The organism is Lysobacter sp. Root690, from assembly GCF_001427785.1.
GTDB lineage: Bacteria > Pseudomonadota > Gammaproteobacteria > Xanthomonadales > Xanthomonadaceae > Lysobacter.
Genome location: NZ_LMHM01000013.1, coordinates 443,358 through 465,736, shown reverse-complemented (window position 1 = coordinate 465,736; position 22,379 = coordinate 443,358). Strand labels below are relative to the sequence as shown.

The window sequence follows — 22,379 nt, the reverse complement described above, 5'->3', positions numbered from 1 at the left end:
ACAGGAGAGCTACAGACGCCTACACCACCGCAACGCCGGGGTCCGCTTCAGGTGCCGGCAGCCGACCCGCCAATTCGTGAAGAATTGGCGCGACAATGGCCTGTGCCTCTGCGGGATAGGCCTCAACCCATGTAGTAAAAAAAGCCTCGCGAACGACATCAAGCGACATATATCCAAACGCCTCTGCCACTTGTTGAAAAATAAGATGAGGATCTCGATTCGCTGCGCGCACCGCACGCAATGCAGCTATTTTCTGAACCTGCTCTCCGAAGGGTTGATGTAGACGCATAATCAGCCGGCCGTGCTCGCCATCCGCTTCGAGAACCTTGTCAAAGACGTGAGCTTCCGGCACTTGACCTGGCAGGCGGTACACCTTCTCACCGCCATTCTCAGCCTGCCGAGAGTCCCCATCTATCATACAGAGCGAAGGAAACCGCACAGCGGGATCATGATTATGATGACGGTTAATTGAAACAGCTGTTCCATCGCCAGCCATCGGGTGGACTTCTACACCCGCGATTACAAGTTGATTTTGCGCCCTGAGAACAGCTCTTATCCAAGCGGCAGCAAACTCGTCTTCACAAAATATTGCCAGTGAAGCCTCAATGCGACCTGTGATAGCGCGGAGCGACGCGATATCTAACTTACCTTGAAAGACCTTTCCACCTATGGAGGCCCAAATTGCTTCAGGTGGCAATGGCAACAGTGCGTCATTAGAGTGCGTCGTAAATATAGCCTGTAGACTATTTCTGTGCGCCGCGTCTATTAAGTATTCAACGACTCGGACAGTCGCAATAGGATGCAAGCCATTCTCTATTTCCTCCACTAGTATCAGGCTGTTTTTCGGAGCCACTTCAACTTGCATCACCATACGGATGATACTTGACTCGCCTGCTCCGAAGTGGAATTCGGAATATTTAGTACCGTCATCGGTCGCCCCTGTGAGAAGTGAAACTCGCCCCGTATTATCTACTCTGATATGGGAGTAGGCCGCGATGTTCTTTCCCAAAATTTTCTCGACCGCCGCCGTAACTGCATCCGTGATTTTTCCAATGGCTGCCTCATCGACTGAAAAGGTTCCAGACGCACACTTTTGTAGCTCTTTGCGCTCGCTCGCTGGAACTGTCCGAGATACGCCCAATACGACCGTGGTGCGGTCAACGGCGTTGCGAGACCACTTACTACTGTGAAAAGCTGCGGTGCGCCGAATCACATCCGTTTTGTTAACCTCCCGATCAATGAGGTCGTACTCGATTCGCCAATCAGCCATACTTTCGTCAAACACACCGCTTTTTGAAAAGAATTGCCGGGGCTTGATCGAAGAGTAGGCAGTCGCCGCGGCGCCCAAGATTGTGGTTTTGCCACCCCCATTCGGCCCAATAAGCGCGGTTACAGGAAAGTCGAAGTTGATCGTTTGATTCTTCAAACTTCGCACATGAACTATTTTCATCTTGACGAGATAGCGGCCATAGCTTTTACGCGTAACCTTGTCGCGCAGCTCGTTAATCATGCTGTCCCTAATCTGACTCTTGTACTGATGCATGTTTTGTCCTTCCCTTCCCTTGGCTTAGGCGAGTGTAAACGCGCTTACACGTGTGGTGACGCCCAGGCTAGCCCAGAGGCTCTCGCTGGGCGGATATATGCCCCAGAACCGAGGCTCCGGAAATCGGGTGATGGACAGGCGAATACAGTCGCAATATCGCGGCGAGCTTGTTGGCAGCGACCAAGGCGGCCACCCTGCTCCAGCAACTCGATGGTGTGGTTATTGGAAGGCCAAACTTGCAGGGCGCGGTGCAGGTCTTCGGGTTCTCCTCATCCCACGGCGCGCAAGGACCGCACCATCACGTCGGTGTCGATGCCGCCACAGCGGCACAGACACCCACAGAACGAAGCCTCGAACGCATCGAGCAGATCACCCAACAACACAGGACTCAAGAACAACAGGTCGAGAACCAAGAAGCGCAACGACAGTCTGGTCCGCAGTATGAACTACACCAATAATGAGATTTGAGTTCTTAGACGCGCTTCCCAAGGGTTCCGCGATCACGGAGCTGCTCGCTCAAATGCTCAGCTCGAGCATGAATATTCCCAGATGTGACCCAACCCCACTTCCCATCACCGGAACACCCCGTTTTAGCCATTTTTCTAGGGAATCCCCTAGTTGAATTAGATCGAACTAAATTCAACGCTCCAGTCATGCATGACTGAGCGTGGCGCCCGTCGCGCGAATGTCGTCTTCCTTCCCGTGAACAGAGGTGACGATCATGGAAGCACTGGATGCCATCCGAGGCGTAGTCGACGCGGTCAAGCTCGGCGTCGAGAAACAAGCCGACAACTATCATTCGCCCAGCCGCTCCGAACTGGAGGATCTGGCGAAGGAATTGCATTCGGTCGGCGATATCAAGCACAAGAAGGACGATTACGACAAACGTCTGGATGCGCTGGCCAGCGACTTTCTGCCCAAGCTCAGCGATGAGGACCGCGGCCGCTTCATGGGCGCGATCTTCGATGGCGACAAAGGCGCGACGGGGTCGTGGTTGCAGGGCGATCGGCTCGACAAGCTCGTCGCCGACGGCCGCATCAGCGCCGACGATCGCAGGACGGTGTTGAGCAGCCTGGCTTCGGGCTACAACAACGGGCAGGTCGACAAGGACGTGACCTGGGATTTCCTGAAGATGGGCGGCGTCGACGGCGAGATCGTCGACAAGAATCCGGCCGGCAGTCGCGCCGGCGCTCGTTACGAGAACGAGAACAACACGGGCGAGGTGTTCGACCGCTTGCTCGCTGGGCTGGACGACGGCAAGGGCGGCGTGAATCAGGAGTTCTCGAAGTTCGTCGAGAAGTTCTCCATCGATCAGATCAACGACGGCGCGCCCGGCAACGACAAGGACGCCAATTCGCGCGGCGATTACCTCGGCCTGCTGATCAACGCGGCCGATCGCGCCGGGCCGGATCAGTCGGTGATCAACAACATCCTGCACGGCGTGGACAAGGAAAAGCGCGAGCAGGTGATCGACGACATCAGCAAGGGTTTCAGCAAGGTGACCACCGAGAACGCGTGGCTCGACCGCGACGACAGCAAGCTGTCGGACGCCTACAACCGCGATCCGATGAACCTGATCATCAAGGCGGTCGCCAACGACAAGGAAAGCCGCTATTCCGACGACAAGCGCAGCTATGCCGGCGATCTGGCCGAATACGTCTACACCCAGTCGGCCAACAATCCTTACGGCGACAACGGTTTCTATACCGACAAGAACATGCCCAAGGAAGGCCGACAGGAAGCCTTGAACGAGTTGATGCTGAAGAAAGGCGCGGAGATCTTCGACACCAAGCGCCTGGGCGAATCGGGCATCGGCGAGGACGGCGAGACCAATTCCACCCGCAACGTGCGGATCATGGCCAATCTGGAACGCCTGACCGGCCTGTCGCCGACCAACGAGCAAGGCACCGAGGTGCTCAACAAGCTGGCCGGCAACGCCGACATGTGGTCGAAGGACTACATCAACGCGCTGAAGTCGGACAACGAAAACGAAAAGCTGCAGGCGACGCAGAAGCTGACCCATCTCATGGCCTCGACCGAGCAGGCGGTGCTGGACGGTTTCAGCGACAAGGCCGAGGACGACGCGGCGCGCAAGGCGGATCTGGAGTCGATGATGAATCTGTTCGTCGGCCTGTTGCCGGGCGGCGACAGCCTCGGCACCGGCCTGCGTTCTTCGTTCAAGTCGGTGTTCGGCGAGGACAGCGGCGCGGTGCGCGCGCTGGACAAGGTTCTGGAAACCGGCGCCGGCGAGGCCGCCGATGGCGCGGCCACGGACCTGCTCAAGGGCAAGGTGGTCGACGCGTTGTCGAAGTCCGGCAACGAGGACAAATACCTCAAGGCGTTCACCGAGAACGCCAACGTGTTTATCGAGGATCAGCTGCTGCGCGAGCTTTCGGGCGATCAGTACGCGGGCATTCGCCAGGAAATTTCCAAGGAAGCTTCTCAGTTGTTGGTGACTTCATAACGCATGGCCTGCGCCGGGCGCATTGAATTGCTTGGACAGTGCAATGCGCTCGGCTATTCGCGGACGAAGCTGCTTGATTCAATGCTGATCTGAAGCGGCGTGGCGCAGGTCGCCGCGCCGCCTGCCCTGCCCTTCGAAAACAATCCGCTTCGGCGGGGCCGAGCGCGATGCATCGGCCGCGACATCGTCAGTTCGGCTTGTTGCCGTAAGCGATGGGCAAGCGCAGCACCGAACGCACCGGCTTGCCGTCGACCACGGCCGGCACGTAGGTCCATTGACTCGCCGCCCATCGGGCCGCCTGGTCGATGGCCATGTCGCCGCTGGACTTCGCGATCCGGACCGAGTGCTCGCGACCGTCGTTTTCGAGCAGCAGCGTCACCACCACTTCGCCGCTGAGCCGGTTCGCCTCGATCGTGCCGGGCCATTGCGGCGGATAGCGTTCCACCGAGGATGCCTCGGGATAGGCCGGGGTATCGGGGACGATTTTCGTCCAGCAGCTTTCGTGCTCTTCGAAATCCAGCGGGATCCGGATTCTGTCCGCTTCGGTCTCGCCCTTCTCGTTGCGCGGCGGGAAGTAGACCCAGTGGCGCGCGGCCTCCAGCGCCGCGTTATCCAGGTGCCGGTCGCGGCTGGATTTCTCCACGACCGCGTTGACGAATCGCCCCTCGGCGTCCACGTCGACGATGATCACCGTCGTTCCGCTGACGCACTTGTCGATCGCCTCTTTCGGATAACCCACGGGCTGCCGCAACCTGGACGCCTGATCCAGGCGCCCGTCGGTGCTCTGAGCCGCGACCTGACTTGCCGGGAGCAACAGCGACCCGAGCAGGACCATTCGGCATGCGTGCTTCATGTCATTCATTCCCTTGATTCGTTGCTTGATTGCGGCGTTCGGCGAAAGCGGCGGGCGTTCGTTTTGACAGCTCACTTCCCGGCATGGCCTCGCGGCTCAAACCCGTCCGGTCGCCAACGCCCTCGCCCAATCCGGGCGGCCGTTGCGCGATGCGAGTTCGGCCGCGGCGTTCCAGTCGTAGTCGACCGCGATCAGCCGCGCGTTCCATTCGCCGTCGTCGACGCGTTCGACGATCGCATAGCGCGCCTGCGGCGTGCCGACTTCGACCCGGTGCGGATACGGATGTTCGCCGGTGTAGGCCTGCAATCCCACGCTGCCGGGATTGACGATCAGGCGGCCGTCGGCCAGACGCAGGCTGCGCGGCACATGGGTGTGGCCGCACAGGATCACGCGCGCGTCGCTGTCGCCGGCGCGTTCGGCCGCTTCGTCCGGGGTGGCCGCGCGCATGCCGTCGACGTCGACGGTTTCGATGAAGCATTCCAGGTCGCTGCGCGCGGTGCCGTGGACCAGCAGCACCTCGTCGTTCAAACGCAGGGTCGTCGGCAGGCCTCGCATCCACTCGCGCTGATCGTGGCGGATCTGCGCGGCGGCGTGGCGGTCGGATTCGCCCATGCGCTCGGGCGGATCGGTCAGCACCTGGCGTTCGTGATTGCCGGCGATGGTCGGCCAGCCCAGCGCGATCAGGCGGTCGGCGGTTTCGCGCGGTTGCAGCGGGCCCGACAGCAGATCGCCGAGGTCGGCCACGCGGTCGACGCCGCGGCGTTCGATGTCGAGCAGCACCGCGTCGAGGGCGGCGAGGTTGCCATGGATGTCGGACACGACGGCGATGCGCATGGCGGGATTCTATCCTTTGCGACGAGGCGGTCGCCGCGATGATCGAACGACGGGACGCGGGGTTGAGCGGGCCCGCACAGGCATCGCACCGCCGCGTGGACAGCCGCGCTCGCGCGGCCGCAATGCCTTGCGGTACGGGCCGATGGCCATGCCGGGCGCCGGCGCATTGCGTCGCGGCGATGGTTTCAGGCAGAATGCCGCCCCTCTGGAAGGAAACGGCGACGCCCCCGGCGCCACCGCCTCCGATCCGGACACCGCATGGCGCCCCGGCGCGTATGCGATCTCTATGGTGGCCCCGTTGGCGCCTCCGCGACGATAAGTTGAAAATCCCGCCAGGGCCGGAAGGCAGCAACGGTATCGACCGATTCGGGCGCCGGAGTCACGCTTGCGGGGCCGCCACCTTTTTGGGGATTCGGGATTGGGGATTCGGGATTCGAGTCCGGGCGAAACGGGGCTGGACGCCGCTCCCGCCTGCCGCTCGCCGACTTCAACGCCGCTCTGGATCGCGCCGCTCGCCGCCGCGATCAATCCGTTGCGAAAGACAACGCCAGCGCATCGGGCTCGCGCCCGGTCTTCCATTGGCCGATCACCTTCCAGCGCTTGCGATCGATCACCGCGACCTCGTCGCCGCCGCTGATCGCCACATACACCCGCGGCCGCTTCGGATCGGCGATCACCCCGATCGGCAATGCCGCGCGACCGAGCATGGTGTCGCGGTACTGCGCGCCGTCGCGCTGCAGTGCGATCGTCGCCACTGGCTTCTTGCGCTTGGCATCGAACACCGACAGTGTTCCCGCGCGCGCATTGCTGACCAGCGCGTGGCGGCCGTCGGCGGTGAACACCACCCGGATCGGGAAGCCGGGGCTCGGCAAGGTGGCGCGGATCGCCAATGTTTTCGCGTCGTGCACGGTCACGCTGCCGGCGTCGCGATTGCTGACCCAGACCTCGTCGCTGCCGGGCCGCACCGCGATGCCTTCGGCGCCCGCGCCGGCCGGCACTTCGTCGGTCTTGCTGTTGTCGGTGAGGTCGATGCGGCTAAGGGTGCCGCGATCGACCTTGCTCACGTACGCGGCCTTGCCGTCGGCGGCGACCGCGACCATGTGGCCCTTGCCCTCGCCCAATGCGATCGCCGCGACGATCTTGCCGCTGGCGATATCGACGCGGAGCAGATGCCGCGAAGCCTCGGTGGTGACCAGCGCCTCGCGATCGCCGGGCAGGAAGCGCAGCCCGTGCGGCCGGCCGTGCTCGCCCAGGTCGATCGATCGCGGCGGCGTGGCGCCGCGCAGGTCGAGCACGCTGAGCGTATGACCGGCCTCCTTGCCGCCGTAGTTGGCGACCAGGGCGATCGCGGCGTCGTGACTGACCGCGATCTCGTGCGGCGCCTGCCCGGTGGCGAACTCGCCGAGCTTGCGGCCGTCGTCCAGCGACAGGCGCCAGACGGTGTCGGCGGCCTTGTTGCCGACTAAAAGCTCGCCCGAAACCGCGGGCACCGAAGCGCAGAGCAAGAAGCACAGGCACAGTGAACGGAACATGCGGGCGACCGGTCTGACGATATGGAAGGCCGACGCTACAACAAAGCGGTTGCCGCTTCATGTGCCGCGGTCTCGGCAACGAAAGTCGCTGGATTCCCGCGTTCGCGGGAATGACGTTAGGTGGAATGTCGGCGATCTTTTCGATTGTCGGCTTCGGCACTCGTCCGGAGCCGATTCGTTCTTTCCGGCCGTCATTCCCGCGAACGCGGGAATCCAGCGACTTCAAGCTTTAACCACGGCAACCGCGACCTTCGCACCTTGAAACGCTCGCGCTCGTCAACTCACCTCCGGCGGCTCGGGATGCAGCCAATCCGCATCCCCATCCGCATAGCGCTCATGCTTCCAGATCGGCACCCGCCCCTTGGTCTCATCGATGATGAAACGGCAGGCGGCGAACGCCGCATCGCGATGCGCGGCGCTGACGCCGACCCAGACCGCGAGTTCGCCGATCGCCAGATCGCCGACACGATGCACGCAGCGCGCGTCGACGATGGCGAAACGTTCGATCGCTTCGCCCAGGATGCGCTCGCCCTCGCTGTCGGCCAGCGCGGCATAGCTTTCGTAGCGCAGGCCGGCGACCGCGCGGCCGCCGTGGTGATCGCGCACCCAGCCTTCGAAACTGGCGTAGGCGCCGGCGTGGGCGCTGAGCAGTTGTTCGCGCAGCGGCGCGATCTCGAACGGCTGCGGCGACAGGGCGAATCGTTTCATCGCTCAGCCTCCCGACACCGGCGGAATGAAGGCGACTTCGCTGCCGGCGCGCGGCGCGTCGTCCCAGCGCGCGAACGCGCCGTCGACCGCGACCCGCAGGCGCTCGGCCGGCAGGGCGAAACCGTGGCGCTCGCGCAAGGTCTCATACAGGCCGCGCAGGTCGGCATTGTCGGCATCGACCGATTCGCTGGCGACACCGGCGGCGTCGCGCAGGCTGGCGAAATACAGGACGGTCAGGCTCATGCGCCGGGTCCTCGCGCGCCGCGCGTCGTGCCCGCGCGTTTGCGCGAAGCGGGCTTGGCGGGTGCGTGCTTGGCGGATTCGGATTTCTTGACCGCGCGCGTGTGAGTCGCGGCAACAGACGCTTCAGCCGACGGTTTGCCTCGCTTAACCGCGCCGCGTTTCGATTCGGCCTCACCCGATTGTGCGACCGCAGTCGCCGCATCACTACGACCGAAATCGCGCTTGCCGCCGCGCTTGCCGAGCAATTGCGCCGGGCCGATCACGATCGCGTGCGACAGCGCCTTGCACATGTCGTACACGGTCAGCGCGGCGACGGTGGCGCCGGTCAATGCTTCCATTTCCACGCCGGTGCGATGGGTGGTCTTGACCGCGCATTCGATCGACAGGCTGTTGGCGCCATCCCAGTCGATGGCGAAACGGCAGCCGTCGATCGGCAACGGATGACAGAACGGAATCAATTCGTGGGTGCGCTTGACCGCCATGGTGCCGGCGATGATCGCGGTATCGATCACCGCGCCCTTCTTGCTGCGCAGCCCGTCGGCGCGCAGTTGCGCGGCGACCGCGGCGGGAAAACGCACGCGGCAATGCGCGATGGCCTCGCGCGCGCTGATCGCTTTGTCCGACACGTCGACCATGGCCGGGCGGCCGGCGCGGTCGACATGGGTCAGGGAAGCTTTGGGTTTCAAATCGCCAGACTCCAACGCAGTCCGAACCCGGGATCGCGCGGGCCGAACAGGAAATGCAGAATCCGCCGCCGTCCGCTGGGTTGGACGGCCTTGGATGAGGCATGCAGCAGCAACGGTCGCATGATAAGCAGATCGCCGGGCCGCGCGGTGCATTCGACCTCGCCGTGCGCGGCGCGCAGACTCTCGCACAGGCGAGCGACCAGATCGCGGCACCAGGGATGTTGCAGCAGTTCGCGGGTGCCGGCATCGGAGTCGCGGTTGTCGGCGACTTCGGGTTGCGCCGCGATCGGCGCCAGGATCGGCGCGTCGATCGCATTAACGATTTGCTGGAAGCCTCGGGACGCGAGCGGGCTGTCGGTCATGCGCTTGCGCAGACGGTGATACGCGATGCGGTCGGCTCCACCCTCAGCCACCAATCAGGAACATTTCCACATGCCGCTTCGAACGCGGCGCGTCCATCGCGCGCAGTTCGCTGTAGCGGTCGTTGCGGCGCGTCCACAGCGTGGCCAGATGCTGCGAGAACGCGAGTTCGCCCTGAGCCAGCGCCGGGCGCAGGTCGCTGCCCTCGGCGGCGAACAGACAGGTGTACAGGCGGCCGTCAGCGGACACGCGCGAGCGGTGACAGTCGCCGCAGAACGGCGCGCTGATCGAGGACACGAAACCGATCTCGCCGCCGCCATCGGCGAAGCCGTAACGCGAGGCGACTTCGCCGCGGTAATTGGCGTCGAGCGGGCGCAGCGGCCAGCGCGCGTGGATGCGGTCGCGCAGTTCCTGTGAGCTCACCACGCCCTGCTCGCTCCAACCGTTGCAGTTGCCCACGTCCATGTATTCGATGAAACGCAGCACGTGGCCGCTGCCGCGGAAATGTTCGACCAAGGGCAGCACTTGGTCTTCGTTGACCCCGCTCTGGATCACGCAGTTGATCTTCAGCGAAGCGAATCCGGCCTCGCGCGCGGCCTCGATCCCGGCCAGCACCTCGGCGATTTCGCCGCGGCCGCCGGACAGGCGCCGAAATAGTTCGGGGTCGAGCGCGTCCAGGCTGACGGTCAGGCGGCGCAGGCCGGCTTCGCGCAGGGCGCGGGCGTGGCGCGCGAGCAGCGAGCCGTTGGTGGTCAGGGCCAGGTCGTCCAGGCCGTCGATCCGCGCCAGCCGCGCGATCAGCTCGGGCAGACGCTTGCGCAGCAAGGGTTCGCCGCCGGTCAGACGCAGCTTGCTGACGCCGATACGCACGAAGCCGCGCACCAGGGTCTCGATCTGGTCGAAGCTCAGGCGCGAGGCCGCATCCAGGCCGTAATCGTCGGGCACGCGCTCGGCCGGCATGCAGTAGGGGCAGCGGAAATTGCAGGCCTCGATCACCGACAGCCGCAGATCGCGCAGCGGCCGGCCCTGGCGATCCAGCGGGACCGACGGCAGCGACAGACCTGGGACGGCGTTCACACGAAGGCTCTCAAGCGGCGGCTCTCAATCGGTAGCTCTCAATCGAATGGCGCTCAATCGATGGCTTTCAAGCCAGGCGCCTCAATCGAACGGCGCCCGCGCGGCGGTGGGATCGGCAAGGTCGACGACCTCGCCGGGCCTGCCCACACGATACCCCCGCGCGGCCAGCACGTCGCCCTCTTCGCGGCTGCCGTAGTGGTACAGCAGGCAGCGTTCGAGCAGGGCGCGCGGGTATTCGCGCTCCAGGTCCTCGATGCCGCTGTGCGAGGGATTGCCCTCCAGCGCGCAGTCGTGGGCGATCAGCTCGCCCGCGTCGGCGTACTTGGCCAGCATTTCCGGGATCGGCCGGGTGTCGCCGGTCCAGATCGCGCTGCCGCGCAGGCGCAGGCCGAAGCTGCTGTCGGGCCAGTGGTGGCGGGTCGCGAACACCTCCATGCGCAGGCCGCGGTGCCAGAAATGGCCGCTGACCGGGATCAGCTGGAACGCGTCCCAGAAGTTCACCCCGCCCTCGGCCAGCACGTTGGGGTAGTCGGCCACGCGCTGGTGCAGCAGCGGCACGATCGGCGCCGGTACGTACAGGCGGACCTTGCCGCGCCGGGTTTCGTCGAAGTAATGGGCCACGAACAGGCGCTCGAAGCCGCCGATGTGGTCCAGGTGGTTATGGGTGACGAACAAGGCCTCGGGCATGCGGCCGTAATGGGCGAGAAAGGCGGTCAGCCCCTCGCCGCCGCAGTCGACGGTCAGCCACGGCTCGCCGTCGCGCTCCAGCGTCGCCATCGCCGAACCCAGTTCCACCGCCGACGCATTGCCGACACCGTGCAGACGCAGCCGCCAAGTCATTCCAACCCTCTTAATTCGCCCAAGTACTTAGTAACCACGTTCCCAGGCGCGTTCATAGGCCGCGCGCAACCGGCCGAAGTCGGTTTCGACCTGCTCGGGACTGCGCGAACCGCGCAGTTTCAGCAACGAACGCTTGAGCCGGGCGAGGTTGCGCTCGCGCCAGGCGGTGGCCGGGATGCGGATCGCGCCGCGGTCCAGATCGATCACCCAGCCCTGGCCGGCGGTGTCGAACAGCAGGTTGGTGGCGTTGAGGTCGGCGTGGTCGAGGCCGGCGCGGTGACAGCGCGCGATCAGCCGGCCGGCCTCCTCCCACGGCGCGCCGTCGCCGGCGACCGCGGCGCGGTCGGCCAGCGAACGCACACCGTCGAGGCGCTCGATCATGATCGCGGCGTAGTAATGCAGGCCGTCGCGGCGATACCAGGCCGCGACCGGCACCGGCACCGGCAAGCCCTTGCGCGCGAGTTCGCGGGTCAGGCGGAACTCGGCGAAGCTGCGGGTCTTGTTGGCGCCCTGCCACCAGTAGCGATCGCGGTTGAAGCGCGCGACCAGGCCGCCGCGCAGGTAACGCCGCAGCACCACCTGGCCGAACGGCGCATCCACGAACCAAGCGCCGCCGCGGCCGCCGCTGTCGACCGGCCGCGCCTTTTCGCCCCAGTGCGCGGGCGAGAACCAGTCCGGCGCGGCTTGCTGCACCCGCGCGCGGTCGAACAGAATCGCACCGTACCCGCTATCGTCGCGGTACGGCGTCAGTCCTTCTGCGGCGTCATAACCCGTCATCCGCCCGAGTCTAACAAGTCACGTGACCCATTCGTCTCTCAGTTCCGCTCCCACCATCTGCCTGCTGCGCCTGTCGGCGCTCGGCGATGTCACCCACGTCGTGCCGTTGGTGCGGACCTTGCGCGAGGCGCGGCCGCAGGCGGCGATCACCTGGGTGATCGGCAAGGGCGAGCGGCGCCTGCTCGAAGGCCTCGAGGGCGTGCAATTCGTCGAATACGACAAGAAGAGCGGGCTGGCCGGCATGCGCGCGCTCGGCCGCGAGTTGCGCGCGCTGGGCCTGGCCGACGGCCGTTTCGAAGCGTTGCTGCAGATGCAGGTCGCCGCGCGCGCCAATCTGCTGTCGGCGTTCATCCCGGCGCGGCGCCGGATCGGCTACGACCGCGCGCGTTCCAAGGATTTGCACGGCCTGTTCGTCAACGAACGCATTCCCGACCGGCCCGGCATCCACGTGCTCGACGCGATCGGCAGCTTCTGCGAGCCGCTGGGCCTGCGCCAGACCGAAGTGATCTGGGACCTGCCGGTACCCGACGACGCGCGCGAATGGGCGCGCGCGCAATGGCCGCGGGACGATGTGCCGACCTTGCTGATTTCGCCGTGCTCCAGCCACACCGTGCGCAACTGGCGCGCCGAGCGCTACGCCGCGGTCGCCGATCACGCCGCGCAGCGCGGCTGGCGGGTGGTGATGTGCGGCGGCCGCAGCCAGCTCGAACGCGATACCACCGACGCGATCATGGCGGCGATGCGCCATCCGGCGCTCGACCTGGTCGGCAAGGACACGCTCAAGCAGTTGCCGGCGCTGCTCGAACGCGGCCAGTTGCTGATGACTCCGGACTCCGGCCCGATGCACATCGCCAACGCCATGGGCACCAAGGTGCTGGGCCTGCACGCGGCCAGCAACCCGGCGCGCAGCGGCCCGTACAGCGACCTGCGCTACTGCACCGACCGCTACGACGACGCCGCGCGCAAATACCTGGGCAAACCCGCGAGCGAGATCGCCTGGGGCACCAAGATCGAACACGACGGGGTCATGGACCTGATCGGCGTCGACGACGGGATCGTCGCGTTCGAACGCTACCGCGCCGATCATCCGGGCACGTAAATCTTTTACCGACAAGGATCCGTTACACATGACCTCACGTTCCCTCGCCGACCTGCAGGCCGCGCTGAGCGCCGGCGCGCAGTTCGACTATCTATGCTTCTGGGGCCACCGGGTCACGCCCGGCCAGGTCGGCAAGAGCTGCTTCAGCCAGTGGTATCCGGCGCCGTTCGAGCGCGACGGCCAGCGCTACGCCACCGCCGAACACTGGATGATGGCCGGCAAGGCGCGGCTGTTCGGCGATGAAGCGATCCACGCGCAGATCGTCGCCAGCGACGACCCGGCCAAGGTCAAGGCGCTCGGCCGCAAGATCGCCGGCTACGACGAAGCGCGCTGGGTCGCGCATCGCTACGAGCTGGTGGTCGCCGGCAATCAGGCCAAGTTCGAACAGAACCCGCGGCTGCGCGGCTTCCTGCTGAGCACCGGCGAACAGGTGCTGGTCGAGGCCAGCCCGGTCGATCCGATCTGGGGCATCGGCCTGGCCGCCGATCATCCCGACGCGACCCGCCCCGAGGCCTGGCAAGGGCTCAACCTGCTGGGTTTCGCCTTGATGGACGTGCGCGATCGCCTGCGTGCAACCTCGGCCTGACAAGCTCATCCACCCTTCACCGCCAAGCCAGCGAGACCGCCATGCCCCTGGGATCGATCGACGACCACTACGGCCCGCCTTCACCCGAATTGAGCCAGCTGCTGCGCCTGCGCGACAGCGGCGACGAGAACTTGAACGATGCGCTGTCGGACCTGGGCTATCGCCTGCTGGCCGCCGACGACGCGCCGACCCTGCTTCATCCCGACAGCTACCTCAGCCCGGCCGAACGCGCCGATCCGTCGATCGCCGCCAACATCGTCGCGATCGACGAGGTCTGCGCGCAGATCAGCTTCTTCGCCGAAGACGACCAGAGCAATCTGTTCGGCTACTGGCACGGCCCCGAACGCACCGCGCTGACCGCCGCGCCGATCGTCAAGTTCGACAGCGAAGGCCAGTTCTCGTTGCTGCAGGGCCGCGGCCTGATCGAAGCGCTGATCGGCGACCGCGTGTTCGACGACGACGAAGCCTTCGCCGAGCATGCGCAAACCTTCCAAGCGCTCGACTTCCCTGTCGCGGTGCGCAGCTGGCACGACCTGGCCGATCCGGATGCCGCCAGCGATCCGGCGCAATGCCACGAAGCCGGCTACGAACGCGCCCTGCCCGGCTTCGAGTCGCCGCGGTGATCGACGACAGCGTCGAGGACGTGGTCTCGGTGTGGATCGGCATCAGCCACAAGAGCGACGACGACTTCAACGCCTACACCCGCGACATGCAGTCGCTGCATAGCGGCAGCCCGATCCAGCGCGATTTCGGCTGCGGGTTCATCGATTCGGATTGCTTCGTCGCCTACCGCAGCGCCGGCCACGCGCTGCTGCCGATCAAGCGCATCTGCGAGGAAGGCGATTGCTCGCCGCGGACCCAGGCGCGGATCGGCGAACGCTGCCGCGAACTGGGCATCACCCAGGCCAATTCGCTGTACCACCACGATTGCAGCTTCAGCGAAGACCCACCGGGCCCGCTGCAAAACGACAGGCCTTACAACGACCGGCGCTTCATCGGCGCCTTCGCCGATCCGGACCGGCGCGAGTTCTTCGAACGCCTGGCTGCGCGGCGCTGAGCGGCGCGGGGCCGCATCACCGATCGCGTTCGGCCTGGATCTGCAGACGCCGCCAGATCGACAACTGGGTGCGCTGGCGACGGCGCTCGCGGTACACCGCCGCGATCAGCGCCAGCGCGATCACGAACATCGCCACCGCGACCTGTGCGCCGCTCCATTGCCGCCATCCGCCGGTCAGCGCCTCGATCGCGACGAACACCAGGCAGGCCGCCGCGGCATTACACGACAAGCTGCACAGAACCTTCATCCGATTGAGCGTGTTGCGCGACGACGGGTCGGCCGCTTCCAGGTACTCGCGCATGCGCCGGTCGACGTCGTGGAAGACCGAGGTCGGCATGCGCGCGGCCTCGGGCAGGATCAGCCCTTCGCTGCGTTGCAGACGCAACGACAGGAATTCGATCGCCGGCGTCCACGCGCCGCGCAGGCGCGGCCAAACGATGCCCTGGGCGACACCGTAGACCAATCGCCCGATCGGGCTGAGCGCCAGCCCCAGCGCGTAAGCGCCGGCGAACCAGGTCGGCAGGGTCAGCTCGGGCGCCTGCGCGCGCAGCAGTTGCAGTCCGGCCGGATAGCGCAATGCCAGCGCGGTCAGCAACAGCCCGCCCGGGCACAGCCAGGCGAGCAGATCGTCGTACAGCCAGGCGCCGGCGGCGCGCGGTTTGGCATCGGCCATGCGTGGTCGTCCCGCGCGGTGGGTTCAAACGAACGTTCAGCGGCCCGGCCATGCCGCGACCGCGGCGATCAGAACGCGCCGGTGCCGTAGTCCTGGTAGGACTTCTCTTCCACGTAGGTCGAGCCCAGCGCCAGGTTGATCTCTTTCTTGACCCGCGCGCGCACGTCGTTCTCGACGTAGACCGAACGCGCCAGGGCGATGAATTCGGCGTCGAAGGCCTGGGCCTTTTCCTTGATCCGGATGTCGTCCTCGATCACCCACAAGCGCTCGTTGACCGCCTTGAGCTCGGCGCGCAGGCGGCCGATGTCGCCGCCGGCGGCCGGATGGGCCATCCAGGTCTGTTCCAGCGCGCTCAGTTCCGCGCGGACATTGGCCAGCTTGGCCTCGTCGCTCATGCGCTCGGACTTAATCTGCAGGATCGAGATCTTGTCCAGCAGTTCGCCGAAGGACACCGGGACCAGGATTTCAGACATGGGACGCCGCCGTTTGCTAATCAGGGGGCCGATTAGTGTAGCCCCGCCGGGCGCCCGAGCCGACGCCCCGGGCCGGGTTCGCGGCGGCCGGATGCGTGCCGCGGGTGGCCGGATCGATCCGATGCGCGAGAAACCTTGTCGGCGGTCGCGAGTATCCGTATCATTCGCGGCTCACTGCACCCGGAGAGGTGGCAGAGTGGTTGAATGTACCTGACTCGAAATCAGGCGTACGTTTATAGCGTACCGGGGGTTCGAATCCCCCCCTCTCCGCCAGATACGCACGACATGGGCCCTTCGGGGCCCTTGTTGTTTTCAGGGTTTTCGCGCTTGCGGCTCGGGTCGAGCGTCAACGCATCGGGCCTGGGCGACGGCGGCGTTTCGGCGACGACGACAGGCACTTTGCGCGCCGTGGCGCTTGGGTCTGCCGCGGACGCGGGCCGCGGCTCGGACCGGGATCGCGCGCCTGGGTTCGGATACTCACATCGGCTGCATTCGTTGCGCATATCGGCTGCACTTTCCGGCGGGCTTCGCGCAGATCCACGTTCGCCCGCCATCGCTTTCGCTCACGCTTCACGCCTGGTTTGGTCGCACTGAGCCAGGCTCGAGATCCTACTCGCGCCACGATGCAGGGCAAATGCCGCGGCCGGCCTCGCGCCGACGCATTGCCAGGCGGGGTTCCACCGATCCGGTACACACGCGGTCTTCATCGAATCTCGGGCATGAAGCCGTGCAGGGATCACGTTTTCTTGTCACTAGGCCGCTGTGCCGCGATGATTCCGTTACTGCAATGGCAACCCCGACGAAGCGAATGGCACTGACCGGCAGATGATCGAATTCGGACACCTCACGCATGTCGGCTTGCGCCGCGAACTCAACGAAGACACCTATTACGGTGACAGCGAACTCGGCCTATGGCTGGTCGCCGACGGCATGGGCGGACACGAATACGGCGAGGTCGCCAGCGCCTTGGCGCGCGAGTCGATCGTGCGCGAGGTCCGCAACGGCACCGGCCTGGCCCAGGCCATCCGGATCGCCGACGAAGAGATCATCCGCACCTCGCGCCGGCGCAACGACGCCCTGCCGATGGGCACCACCGTGGTCGCCGCGCGCATCAACGGCAACCGCTTCGAGGTGGCCTGGGTCGGCGACAGCCGCGTGTACCTGTGGCGCGACGGCCATCTGGCCCAGTTGTCGCAGGACCACAGCTATGTGCAGGAGCTGATCGCCAACGGTGCGATCACCCACGAACAGGCGCGTAGCCACCCGCATCGCAACGTGGTCACCCAGGCGCTCGGCGTGACCGATCCGCGCAACCTCAACGTCGAGACCATGACCGGCGAACTGCGTCCGGGCATGCAGCTGCTGTTGTGCAGCGACGGCCTGACCGAGGAAGTCGACGACCGCAGCATCGCCCGGGTGCTGGCGCATAACGACTGCAGCGCGCAGGAATGCGTGGATTCGCTGGTCGCCGCGGCGCTGGACGGCGGCGGGTCGGACAATGTCACGGTGGTGTTGGTGCGCAGCCATTGAGGCTGGGTGGCGCGATAGAAATTTAGACGGATTTAGTTTCGTCTAAATTTTTCCAGCGAAAATATTCCAGCGGATGTCCGAGCCTTTGGCCCTCGCCGGCACGCGGCGTTGGTTACGCGGCAGTTGCGGATTCGCGGTCGCGGCTCGCGCCGCTCCTACAGGTAAGCCAACGAAGCTTCGACCGCCCCCTGCAGGAGCGGCGCAAGCCGCGACCGCGCTATCGCGACGGCCGGCGCAACCTGACCATCGAATCGCCGATCGCCCGCCGCGATCGCGACGCTTACGCCTCAGCCAGCGCCGCCGGCGGATCGAACACATCCCACACGCACTTGCCGCCGGCCTTCTTGCGCAGCTTCTCCAACCGCGCCTGATGCGCGGCGAATTCGTCGGCGAGCACGATCACCCTCGGCCGCACCGCGCCGGGGTCGATCTGGAAACTCGCCGGGCTCTGCTGCGCGGCGATCGCGGCCGGATCGCCGAAGCCGATCTCTTCCTGGCCCGAGGTCAGGCCGATGTAGACCTCGCCGAGCAACTGGGCGTCGAGCAGCGCGCCGTGCAACTGGCGATGCGAGTTGTCCACGCCCAGGCGTTTGCACAACGCGTCGAGCGAATTGCGCTGGCCGGGGTAGCGCTGGCGCGCGAGCAGCAGCGAGTCTTCGATGTTGGGGACGTGGTCGGCCAACTTGCCGTACTGCGCGCCGCAGATCGACAGCTCGTTGTTGAGGAAGCCCACGTCGAAGGCCGCGTTGTGGATGATCAGCTCGGCGCCCTTGATGAATTCGAGGAATTCATCGACCACCTGCTCCATCGTCGGCTCGTTGGCCAGACGCTCCAGCGACAGGCCGGTGACTTCCTGCGCGCCGGCTTCGAAATCGCAATCGGGCTTGATGTACTGATGATAGGTGCGGCCGCTCGGGCGGCGCTCGACGAATTCGACGCAGCCGATTTCGACCACGCGATTGCCGCGTTCCCAGCTCAGGCCGGTGGTTTCGGTATCCAGGATGATTTGACGCATTTGCCGATTATCTCAAAAAGCGAGGAACGAGTTCAGAGGAGTGAGAAACGAGTAAAGCTGCGGGACGAGCACTCAGTCCTTGCTCCTCTCCACTCGTTTCTGGCTCAAGCCCGACAGGCCCTGAGCCGCTCCGCCAGCATGTCGAAGCGAGGAACGAGTTCGCAGGAGTGAGAAACGAGTAGAGCCGCGAGCGCCAACACTCACTCCTCACTCCTCTCAACTCGTTCCCAGGCTCAAGGCCGATAGGCCCTGAGCCGCTCCGCCTGGACGCGCGCGAGAACATCGACGCGTTCGTTCTCGGGCTGGCCGGAGTGGCCCTTGACCCACTTCCAGTCGATCGAATGACGCAGGCTCGCGGCGTGCAGGCGTTCCCACAGGTCGCGGTTCTTGACCGGGTCGCCGCCGGCGGTTTTCCAGCCGCGCCGGACCCAGTTGCTCATCCACTCGGTGATGCCCTTGCGCACGTACTGCGAGTCGGTGGTCAGCACGATCTTGCACGGCTCGCTGAGCGCTTCCAGGCCCATGATCGCGCCCATCAGCTCCATGCGGTTGTTGGTGGTGTCGGGCTCGCCGCCGGACAACTCGCGCTCGTGGCCCTTGTAGCGCAGCAGCGCGGCCCAGCCGCCGGGGCCGGGATTGCCGAGGCAGGCGCCGTCGGTGTGGATGCTTACGGTTTTATCGAGCTCGGAGGTGGTTTGGCTCACGCAACAGCTACTCGCTTTCGACGGCCGAGCATTATCGCTGTTGCGCGCCGCCGCGGGTCGCATCGGATCGGTCGGGAGCGATCTGCGCGATCCGGGCCGCGATCGGGGCGGGGTCTTTGCGATCGGTCCTGGAGTCGGCGGATGCGTCCCGACGGGCGTCGCCGCGGCCGCTGTCGACCCGGCCGCTCTGGGCGGCCTGCGGCAGACCGGCATTCGCCAGCCCGGCCTGGCCCAGCCCGGTCTGCCAGCGCAGCTGTTGCAGTCGGCCCGGCGGAATCGCGGCGTGGACGCGCTTGGTCAGGGTCAGGGCGACCCCGGCGCGCAGCACGTCGGCCGCGCCGACCCCGGCCTCGCCGTGCGCGACCCGCCAGCGCGGCCCGAGCCACTGCAGGCTGACCGGGTCGGCGGCGAAGCCCGAGGCGCGCAGCATGGTCTGCCAGTGGCCGGCGTCGCGCGCATGCAGGCCGCTGCCGGCCCAGCGCAGGCGGTACGGGCTCCACGGGTTGAGGGTGGCCAGCCACAGCCGCCCGCCCGGGGCGAGGATGCGCGCGCATTCGCTGAGCAGCGGCGCGCAATCGACGCCGTCGTCGAACACGTGCTGCAGCAGCACCGCGCCGAAGGCCTCGCTGGCGAGCGGCAGCGGCAAACGGCAGCGCACCGCGCCGTCGAAGCCGTCGGCGCTGCGCCGCAGCGCGACCCCGCGACCCAGCGGCGGCGAGGCCGCGGCGACCCCGAACCAGGCCCAGGGCAGGCTAGGACTGGCCGCGAGCACTCGCGCCATCGACGCCGACTCGACGTCCAGCAGACCGTGACCGGGCACCTCGCCGAACCAGGCCAGGGCCGGGTCGGATTCGTGATCGGGTTGACGGCCGTGGGACAGGGCGGGCATGGTCGCGTCTCGGTGGGGCCGGGATTCGGGATTGGGGATTCGGGATCAGGCGCGGCCAGCGTGGCGCCCGCGGTCCCGAGGTCGGTTCCGATGCCACGGCCCCGAACGTTTACCAAGGAAGCTCGGTACGGCCCAGGATGGCATGGGTCTGCGACGCCCCGACTGTGCGCCCCGAGCGCCGGTCAGGCAAGCCGAGCACCCCGCCCACCGCGACGGCTCCGGCCGCGCGCCGCCAGGAGTCCGACGATGCGGTTGCTCGCCCTGCCCGCCCTCAGCGACAACTACATCTGGGCCCTGTCGGGCGACGACGAATCGGCCCTGATCGTCGACCCCGGCGACGCCGCGCCGGTGCTGGCCGCGGCCGCGCACGGGCTGCGCCCGGTCGGGATCCTGCTGACCCACCACCACGACGACCACATCGGCGGCACCCCGGCGCTGCGCGAACGTTGGCCCGACATCCCGGTGTTCGCCCCGGACGACGAACGCATCGCCAGCGCCACCGCGCGGGTCGGCGACGGCACCCGTCTGCACGTGGACGGCTGGAGCCTGACCGCGCTGGCGGTGCCGGGCCACACGCTCAGCCACGTCGCCTATTACCTTGAGCAAGGCGGCCGCGCCACCGACCGGATCGTGTTCAGCGGCGACACCTTGTTCAGCCTGGGCTGTGGCCGCCTGTTCGAAGGTACGCCCGCCCAGATGCTGGTCTCGCTGACCCGGCTGGCCGCGCTACCGGACGACACCCGGGTCTGCTGCGGCCACGAATACACCTTGTCCAACGCGGCCTTCGCCAGCGTGGTCGAACCCGCCAATCCCGCGCTGCGGCGCCGAATCGAACAGGCCCAGGCCATGCGCAACGCCGGACGTCCCTCCCTTCCCAGCTCGATCGGCGACGAACGCGCGACCAACCCGTTCCTGCGCACCCGCGAACCGGCGGTGATCGCCGCGATCGCCGCCCGGCTGGGCCGCGCGCCGGCCGACGAGACCGAAACCTTCGCCGAACTGCGGCGCTGGAAGGACGGGTTCCGCGCGTGAGACGCGGCGACGCCCGCGCCCGCATCCCGGCGCGCCGGTCTTGGCGCCTGGCGCTGGCGGCCTGTCTGGGCCTGAGCGCGGCGCTGTCGGCGCCGGCGATCGCCGCCGACGCGGCGCAACTGGCGGTCGCCGCGCCCGACCCGGGCACCGGCCCGAGCCGCAACGGCCGCGAGATCTACCAGCGCTTCCGCGACGGCCTGGCCGACAAGACCTGCGAACCCGGGGTCAGCAGCCGCTGGCGTCAGCATTTCTCGACCGCGCCCAAGCGCCTGGCCTCGAGCGAGGACGACCTGCTGCCGCTGTTCGGCTACGTCGTCGACGCGCTGCGCGAAGCGCACCTGCCGACCGAGTACGCGCTGATTCCGTTCGTCGAAAGCGGCTACAAGCCCGGCGCGCGCAGCCCGTCCGGCCCGGCCGGCCTGTGGCAGATGATCGCGATGACCGCACGCAACCACCGCGTGCCGATGCGCGAGGGCTACGACGGCCGGCTGTCGCCGGTCGAATCGACCCAGGCCGCGGTGCGTTATCTGAAAACCCTGCACGGCATGTTCGGCGGCGACTGGCGGCTGACCGTGATGGCCTACAACGCCGGCGAGTACCGCGTGCTCAACGCGGTCAAGCGCAGCGGCCTGAGCATCGCCGACGTGCGCCACGATCAACTGACCGGCCTGTCCGACATCACCACGGCCTATGTGCGCAAGCTGCATGCGCTGTCGTGCCTGATGGAACAGGCCGACGACCGCGAAGAATGGCTGAGCGCGCTCGATCGCCCGGTACCGCGACTGGCGGCGGTGACGGTGCCGGCCGAGATCGACAGCATCGGCGAATGGGCCGCGCGCACCGATCAGGATCTTTCCCAGATCAAGCGCCTCAATCCGGTGTTCGGCGACGGTCGCATCGCTCGCAGCGCGGGCAAGCGCGCGCCGTTGTTGGCGGTGGCGGCGAGTGCGATCGGTGCCCCTGGGGTGAGCGCGGCCGATATTGATTTGGCGGGTGTCGAGCTGACAGGCATCGACAAGCCGACCATGCCCGTCGCCAGCGGCTCAAGCAGCGCGTCGACTGCGATCGCCAGTACGCGTGGGTCGGTCGAGGCGTCGGAGCGTTCGGGATCGGGCGATCGGGTTGAACCTGCGACACCACCGGCCAAGGGTCGCGACCGGGTTGCTCGCAGCGAGGACGGCGACAAGCGCGCAGGCGAAAAATCCGCCGCCGATAACAGCTCGGCGAAAGCGCAGGCGCGTCGCCACACTGTCGGCCGCGGCGACAACGCCTGGACCATCGCCAAGCGTTATCGCATTCGTGTCGCGGATCTGCTTGAGCGCAACGGCCTGGCGGCCAATGCGGTGCTCAAGCCGGGGCAGGCGCTGTTGATTGATGCGGGCAAGTCGGCGGGTAAATAGTCTC

At 66.4% G+C, this 22,379-nt stretch carries 24 protein-coding genes, 1 tRNA gene, 1 other RNA gene and 1 pseudogene; 11 read left to right on the top strand and 16 right to left on the bottom strand.

Annotation, left to right across the window (positions count from 1 at the left end; all coding sequences use genetic code 11):
- Positions 1-19: 19 nt before the first annotated feature.
- Positions 20-1,543, bottom strand: a complete 1,524-nt coding sequence (locus ASD86_RS25980; protein ID WP_082578342.1) for an AAA family ATPase — start codon at positions 1,541-1,543, stop codon at positions 20-22.
- Between the two features lie 155 nt (positions 1,544-1,698).
- On the opposite strand from ASD86_RS25980, the gene ASD86_RS26805 reads away from it, so the two are divergent.
- The gene (locus tag ASD86_RS26805) at positions 1,699-2,001 is read left to right on the top strand and encodes a hypothetical protein (RefSeq protein WP_343123609.1); all 303 of its coding nucleotides are present in this window, start codon (positions 1,699-1,701) and stop codon (positions 1,999-2,001) included.
- Between the two features lie 263 nt (positions 2,002-2,264).
- Positions 2,265-4,007 (top strand): hypothetical protein, encoded by a 1,743-nt coding sequence (locus ASD86_RS14040; RefSeq protein ID WP_056111494.1) that lies wholly within the window; start codon positions 2,265-2,267, stop codon positions 4,005-4,007.
- 187 nt (positions 4,008-4,194) lie between these two features.
- Here the strand turns inward: ASD86_RS14040 and ASD86_RS14035 are convergent, their stop codons facing one another.
- Both ASD86_RS14035 and ASD86_RS14030 read right to left on the bottom strand, forming a co-directional pair.
- Positions 4,195-4,869 carry an energy transducer TonB gene (locus ASD86_RS14035; protein WP_082578341.1) on the bottom strand — a complete coding sequence of 225 codons (675 nt, stop codon included), beginning with the start codon at positions 4,867-4,869 and terminating at the stop codon, positions 4,195-4,197.
- 87 nt (positions 4,870-4,956) lie between these two features.
- Positions 4,957-5,694 carry a metallophosphoesterase family protein gene (locus ASD86_RS14030; RefSeq protein WP_056111486.1) on the bottom strand — a complete coding sequence of 246 codons (738 nt, stop codon included), beginning with the start codon at positions 5,692-5,694 and terminating at the stop codon, positions 4,957-4,959.
- A 296-nt stretch (positions 5,695-5,990) separates the two neighbouring features.
- Here ASD86_RS14030 and ffs point away from each other — a divergent pair.
- Positions 5,991-6,087, top strand: an RNA gene (gene ffs / locus ASD86_RS25975) — signal recognition particle sRNA small type.
- A gap of 131 nt (positions 6,088-6,218) precedes the next feature.
- Here ffs and ASD86_RS14025 read toward each other — a convergent pair.
- The 8 genes and pseudogenes from ASD86_RS14025 to ASD86_RS13990 all read right to left on the bottom strand — a co-directional run bounded on the left by ASD86_RS14025 (position 6,219) and on the right by ASD86_RS13990 (position 11,917).
- Positions 6,219-7,226 (bottom strand): YncE family protein, encoded by a 1,008-nt coding sequence (locus tag ASD86_RS14025; protein WP_056111482.1) that lies wholly within the window; start codon positions 7,224-7,226, stop codon positions 6,219-6,221.
- Between the two features lie 276 nt (positions 7,227-7,502).
- A complete protein-coding gene (locus tag ASD86_RS14020) occupies positions 7,503-7,934 on the bottom strand; it encodes a molybdenum cofactor biosynthesis protein MoaE (RefSeq protein ID WP_056111479.1) in 432 nt (143 codons plus the stop codon).
- A 3-nt stretch (positions 7,935-7,937) separates the two neighbouring features.
- Positions 7,938-8,177, bottom strand: coding sequence for a MoaD/ThiS family protein (locus ASD86_RS14015; RefSeq protein ID WP_056111476.1), 240 nt, complete (start codon positions 8,175-8,177; stop codon positions 7,938-7,940).
- 203 nt (positions 8,178-8,380) lie between these two features.
- Positions 8,381-8,863, bottom strand: a pseudogene (gene moaC, locus ASD86_RS14010) (cyclic pyranopterin monophosphate synthase MoaC); the annotation flags it as partial.
- Positions 8,860-9,276: a hypothetical protein gene (locus tag ASD86_RS27870; protein WP_235567759.1), complete on the bottom strand. Its 417-nt coding sequence runs from the start codon at positions 9,274-9,276 to the stop codon at positions 8,860-8,862. The pseudogene moaC and the gene ASD86_RS27870, both read right to left, overlap by 4 nt.
- Positions 9,269-10,300: a GTP 3',8-cyclase MoaA gene (gene moaA, locus ASD86_RS14000; RefSeq protein ID WP_056111471.1), complete on the bottom strand. Its 1,032-nt coding sequence runs from the start codon at positions 10,298-10,300 to the stop codon at positions 9,269-9,271. The genes ASD86_RS27870 and moaA overlap by 8 nt, the downstream gene beginning before the upstream one ends.
- Before the next feature lie 81 nt (positions 10,301-10,381).
- Positions 10,382-11,140 carry an MBL fold metallo-hydrolase gene (locus ASD86_RS13995; protein WP_056111468.1) on the bottom strand — a complete coding sequence of 253 codons (759 nt, stop codon included), beginning with the start codon at positions 11,138-11,140 and terminating at the stop codon, positions 10,382-10,384.
- Positions 11,141-11,167: 27 nt separating this feature from the next.
- Positions 11,168-11,917, bottom strand: coding sequence for a 3-deoxy-D-manno-octulosonic acid kinase (locus ASD86_RS13990; protein WP_056111466.1), 750 nt, complete (start codon positions 11,915-11,917; stop codon positions 11,168-11,170).
- Between the two features lie 22 nt (positions 11,918-11,939).
- On the opposite strand from ASD86_RS13990, the gene ASD86_RS13985 reads away from it, so the two are divergent.
- Genes ASD86_RS13985 through ASD86_RS13970 form a run of 4 tightly spaced genes read left to right on the top strand, consistent with a single transcriptional unit; the run spans position 11,940 to position 14,659 of the window.
- A complete protein-coding gene (locus ASD86_RS13985) occupies positions 11,940-13,016 on the top strand; it encodes a glycosyltransferase family 9 protein (RefSeq protein ID WP_235567757.1) in 1,077 nt (358 codons plus the stop codon).
- Positions 13,017-13,044: 28 nt separating this feature from the next.
- Positions 13,045-13,602, top strand: coding sequence for an NADAR family protein (locus tag ASD86_RS13980; RefSeq protein ID WP_056111463.1), 558 nt, complete (start codon positions 13,045-13,047; stop codon positions 13,600-13,602).
- A gap of 41 nt (positions 13,603-13,643) precedes the next feature.
- Positions 13,644-14,225 (top strand): hypothetical protein, encoded by a 582-nt coding sequence (locus ASD86_RS13975; RefSeq protein ID WP_056111460.1) that lies wholly within the window; start codon positions 13,644-13,646, stop codon positions 14,223-14,225.
- The gene (locus ASD86_RS13970; protein ID WP_056111457.1) at positions 14,222-14,659 is read left to right on the top strand and encodes a hypothetical protein; all 438 of its coding nucleotides are present in this window, start codon (positions 14,222-14,224) and stop codon (positions 14,657-14,659) included. The genes ASD86_RS13975 and ASD86_RS13970 overlap by 4 nt, the downstream gene beginning before the upstream one ends.
- Before the next feature lie 16 nt (positions 14,660-14,675).
- On the opposite strand, the gene ASD86_RS13965 is transcribed toward ASD86_RS13970, so the two are convergent.
- Together ASD86_RS13965 and ASD86_RS13960 are read right to left on the bottom strand one after the other, a co-directional pair.
- Complete coding sequence (locus tag ASD86_RS13965; protein WP_056111454.1) at positions 14,676-15,332, bottom strand: hypothetical protein; 657 nt, start codon at positions 15,330-15,332, stop codon at positions 14,676-14,678.
- 68 nt (positions 15,333-15,400) lie between these two features.
- Positions 15,401-15,805, bottom strand: coding sequence for a DUF6165 family protein (locus ASD86_RS13960; RefSeq protein WP_036112047.1), 405 nt, complete (start codon positions 15,803-15,805; stop codon positions 15,401-15,403).
- Between the two features lie 182 nt (positions 15,806-15,987).
- Between ASD86_RS13960 and ASD86_RS13955 the strand changes: the two genes are divergently transcribed.
- Together ASD86_RS13955 and ASD86_RS13950 are read left to right on the top strand one after the other, a co-directional pair.
- Positions 15,988-16,078, top strand: a tRNA-Ser gene (locus ASD86_RS13955).
- Between the two features lie 552 nt (positions 16,079-16,630).
- Positions 16,631-17,335, top strand: a complete 705-nt coding sequence (locus ASD86_RS13950) for a PP2C family serine/threonine-protein phosphatase (RefSeq protein WP_046657254.1) — start codon at positions 16,631-16,633, stop codon at positions 17,333-17,335.
- A 280-nt stretch (positions 17,336-17,615) separates the two neighbouring features.
- On the opposite strand, the gene dnaQ is transcribed toward ASD86_RS13950, so the two are convergent.
- The 3 genes from dnaQ to ASD86_RS13935 all read right to left on the bottom strand — a co-directional run bounded on the left by dnaQ (position 17,616) and on the right by ASD86_RS13935 (position 19,943).
- Positions 17,616-18,350 carry a DNA polymerase III subunit epsilon gene (dnaQ, locus tag ASD86_RS13945; RefSeq protein ID WP_056111451.1) on the bottom strand — a complete coding sequence of 245 codons (735 nt, stop codon included), beginning with the start codon at positions 18,348-18,350 and terminating at the stop codon, positions 17,616-17,618.
- A 233-nt stretch (positions 18,351-18,583) separates the two neighbouring features.
- Entirely contained in the window at positions 18,584-19,054 is a 471-nt protein-coding gene (gene rnhA, locus ASD86_RS13940) for a ribonuclease HI (RefSeq protein WP_036112053.1), read from the bottom strand.
- A gap of 31 nt (positions 19,055-19,085) precedes the next feature.
- Entirely contained in the window at positions 19,086-19,943 is an 858-nt protein-coding gene (locus ASD86_RS13935; protein WP_056111448.1) for a methyltransferase domain-containing protein, read from the bottom strand.
- A 246-nt stretch (positions 19,944-20,189) separates the two neighbouring features.
- Here ASD86_RS13935 and gloB point away from each other — a divergent pair, with 246 nt between their 5' ends.
- Entirely contained in the window at positions 20,190-20,975 is a 786-nt protein-coding gene (gloB, locus tag ASD86_RS13930) for a hydroxyacylglutathione hydrolase (protein WP_056111445.1), read from the top strand.
- Positions 20,972-22,375, top strand: coding sequence for a lytic transglycosylase domain-containing protein (locus tag ASD86_RS27865; RefSeq protein ID WP_056111442.1), 1,404 nt, complete (start codon positions 20,972-20,974; stop codon positions 22,373-22,375). Before gloB ends, ASD86_RS27865 begins: the two co-directional genes overlap by 4 nt.
- Positions 22,376-22,379: the final 4 nt, after the last annotated feature.

What these genes read in the sequence shown, in the direction of transcription:
- ASD86_RS25980 (WP_082578342.1), bottom strand. Translation starts at nt 1,543, where the DNA reads ATGCATCAGTACAAGAGTCAGATTAGGGACAGCATGATTAACGAGCTG.
- ASD86_RS14040 (WP_056111494.1), top strand. Translation starts at nt 2,265, where the DNA reads ATGGAAGCACTGGATGCCATCCGAGGCGTAGTCGACGCGGTCAAGCTC.
- ASD86_RS14035 (WP_082578341.1), bottom strand. Translation starts at nt 4,869, where the DNA reads ATGAATGACATGAAGCACGCATGCCGAATGGTCCTGCTCGGGTCGCTG.
- ASD86_RS14030 (WP_056111486.1), bottom strand. Translation starts at nt 5,694, where the DNA reads ATGCGCATCGCCGTCGTGTCCGACATCCATGGCAACCTCGCCGCCCTC.
- ASD86_RS14025 (WP_056111482.1), bottom strand. Translation starts at nt 7,226, where the DNA reads ATGTTCCGTTCACTGTGCCTGTGCTTCTTGCTCTGCGCTTCGGTGCCC.
- ASD86_RS14020 (WP_056111479.1), bottom strand. Translation starts at nt 7,934, where the DNA reads ATGAAACGATTCGCCCTGTCGCCGCAGCCGTTCGAGATCGCGCCGCTG.
- ASD86_RS14015 (WP_056111476.1), bottom strand. Translation starts at nt 8,177, where the DNA reads ATGAGCCTGACCGTCCTGTATTTCGCCAGCCTGCGCGACGCCGCCGGT.
- ASD86_RS13995 (WP_056111468.1), bottom strand. Translation starts at nt 11,140, where the DNA reads ATGACTTGGCGGCTGCGTCTGCACGGTGTCGGCAATGCGTCGGCGGTG.
- ASD86_RS13990 (WP_056111466.1), bottom strand. Translation starts at nt 11,917, where the DNA reads ATGACGGGTTATGACGCCGCAGAAGGACTGACGCCGTACCGCGACGAT.
- ASD86_RS13980 (WP_056111463.1), top strand. Translation starts at nt 13,045, where the DNA reads ATGACCTCACGTTCCCTCGCCGACCTGCAGGCCGCGCTGAGCGCCGGC.
- ASD86_RS13975 (WP_056111460.1), top strand. Translation starts at nt 13,644, where the DNA reads ATGCCCCTGGGATCGATCGACGACCACTACGGCCCGCCTTCACCCGAA.
- ASD86_RS13965 (WP_056111454.1), bottom strand. Translation starts at nt 15,332, where the DNA reads ATGGCCGATGCCAAACCGCGCGCCGCCGGCGCCTGGCTGTACGACGAT.
- ASD86_RS13960 (WP_036112047.1), bottom strand. Translation starts at nt 15,805, where the DNA reads ATGTCTGAAATCCTGGTCCCGGTGTCCTTCGGCGAACTGCTGGACAAG.
- ASD86_RS13950 (WP_046657254.1), top strand. Translation starts at nt 16,631, where the DNA reads ATGATCGAATTCGGACACCTCACGCATGTCGGCTTGCGCCGCGAACTC.
- dnaQ (WP_056111451.1), bottom strand. Translation starts at nt 18,350, where the DNA reads ATGCGTCAAATCATCCTGGATACCGAAACCACCGGCCTGAGCTGGGAA.
- ASD86_RS13935 (WP_056111448.1), bottom strand. Translation starts at nt 19,943, where the DNA reads ATGCCCGCCCTGTCCCACGGCCGTCAACCCGATCACGAATCCGACCCG.
- gloB (WP_056111445.1), top strand. Translation starts at nt 20,190, where the DNA reads ATGCGGTTGCTCGCCCTGCCCGCCCTCAGCGACAACTACATCTGGGCC.